Annotated in this window: 2 protein-coding genes; both read left to right on the top strand. The window is 49.8% G+C overall.

Going from position 1 to position 2,087, the window contains the following annotated elements:
• Positions 1 to 416 (top strand): transposase (locus tag ACYVHB_RS32795; RefSeq protein ID WP_461056296.1); only part of this gene is annotated, 416 nt, incomplete at its 5' end.
• Between the two features lie 721 nt (positions 417 to 1,137).
• Complete coding sequence (locus tag ACYVHB_RS32790; RefSeq protein WP_461056294.1) at positions 1,138 to 1,968, top strand: Rpn family recombination-promoting nuclease/putative transposase; 831 nt, start codon at positions 1,138 to 1,140, stop codon at positions 1,966 to 1,968.
• The last annotated feature ends 119 nt before the right edge of the window (positions 1,969 to 2,087 follow it).

Raw genomic sequence — 2,087 nt, 5'->3', positions numbered from 1 at the left:
AATTTAACTCGGCCAAAGCGTTTGCCAAGTGGTTGGGGTTTACCCCCAACAACAAAGCATCGGGCGGTAAAGTGTTGTCGAAGAAGACGTTGAAGAACAAGTCCACCTTACCCAATACGTTTCGGATGGTGGCTAACTCATTGGGCAACATGAAGAAGCCCAATCCGATGACGGCGTTTTTTCAGCGGATTGCGTACCGGGCTGGCCGAATTAAGGCTATCACCGCCACGGCGCGGAAGTTGGCAGTCGTGGTGTACAAGATGCTCACGACAGGTGAAGCCTATGAGCCAATCAAGTTGATGCGGGATGTGGCTCAGGTGAAGCAGCAGCAGATTCGACAGATCAGGAAAAAGTTGGCCAAGTTCGCCATCACCGGGGCAGATTTGGGTCTTTTTACTAACTTAAGCACAGCTTGATAATGAGGAACTTAGAAAGCATGCGTACATCGTGGGCAGGGGTGTAAAGGCTCGTGCCTCGCCATCAACCCCTGCGGGCGTTGGGTGAAATGCAATAAGCCGTATGCGTTCGGCGGGTTTCGGCCGACAACAGGCACTTGGGGTTTAGTCAAGTTTGAGGTGCGTTTGGCCGGTTTCGCGTGACAATGGGCAACCCGGCGTTTGGCAAGCAGGTAAAAAAGGTAACCAGCGACAGCGGGCACTTGAGCGTTGGGCAAGCCTAAAAAGAGGGTTTCGAGTGACACCGGGCAACCGGGTGTTAGGCAAGCCCAAAAGCCAGGCAGTTCACCAGCGACAGCGGGCATTTGAGCAACAGGCAAGTTGAGCAGTTCGGCTTTGTAAGGTTTGTTTGTCTCGCTCCGCATGGGTGTGTTTCCGCTGACAACGAGTAACCCGTATGCGATTCAGGCAGCCCAACTGAGCAGGCGTGTAAAGGTGCAATTGGTTCTTGTTCAGGCAGTTCGCTTAATCACCATCAACCCCTGCGGGTGTTGGGTAGAAATACATCAAGTGCTTGTTCGGCGGGTCACCTGCGACAGGTTGCACGTCTCAGAGGTTAGGTTTGAGCTTCCATTTTCAGGTTCCGGTTGACAATTTGAACGCCCCGGTTTGGCAGGTTTAGGCTCGTTGGGCAGGCTTCTGCTGACAAGAGACATTTCGGCATTTGGGATAACTTTGTGGAATGGAAACAGGCATATACATTCCCATCATCTCAGATTACGGCTTTAAAGCTACGTTTGGCAACGAAGCCGACAGTTTGTTCCTTCGTACGGCATTGCAGGCTCTTATCAAGTCGGAAACAGCCATTCGGGAAGTCCACTTTGATAAAAATGCGTTTGAGGCTCTGACCATTGACAGCCGGAGCGGTATTTTTGATTTGGCCTGTACCGATGAAAACGGCAGTCAGTTCATTGTCGAAATGCAGTTGGGCCAAGCTCCGCATTTTGTCCAGCGTATGAAGTTTTACGCGCTGCATAAGTTCAACACAGTAGTAGAACGGGGTGAGTTTGACTATACTAACCTGCCGAAAATTTATGCGATTGCTATTTTAGCGAAGAACATTCTGCCCGTGACTAATTTTCATACCGTTGCCAATCTACGAAGTGAGCAAGGCGAAATCATTGACAGTCAAATGACGTTTATCACCGTAGAATTGGCTAAGTTTAACAAGCAGGTAGCTGAAATTGAGACCGATTTAGAGAAACTGGTTTATACCATGAAGACCCTCCACATGACTGCACCGACCCAATACCCGGCTTTCTGGAATGAAGAATGGCTCAAACGGGCCATTGACGAGTTGGACACACGGAAAATGACCTCAGAAGAACGGGCCTATTTTGCCCGTGTGACAGCGGCTAATGCCGAAGCGGTCAAAGCAGAACAGAAACGGATTGAAGAGGTAAAAGTGTTGGCCATTCAAAATGCTTTGCAAGAAGGTTTACCGATTGATTTGATTGCTCGAATTAATAGTGTAAGTATAGATTTTGTGTTTGCAGTACAAAAAAAGTTGTAATCGGTTTCGCTCCGCGTGGGCGGGGTCTCGTGCGACAGGCCGCAGGCCGCAAGGTTAACGTTTTCAGCCCAACCGCCACCGAGTTCGCGGGCGAACGAACCCAGAAAAACGCATGAGAA

It is taken from the genome of Spirosoma arcticum (assembly GCF_054779955.1).
Note: the sequence above shows the minus strand (reverse complement) of the source record. Positions and strands in the feature narration are given on the sequence as shown.

Coding starts and splice junctions, on each gene's coding strand:
- ACYVHB_RS32790 (WP_461056294.1), top strand. CDS start 1,138: ATGGAAACAGGCATATACATTCCCATCATCTCAGATTACGGCTTTAAA.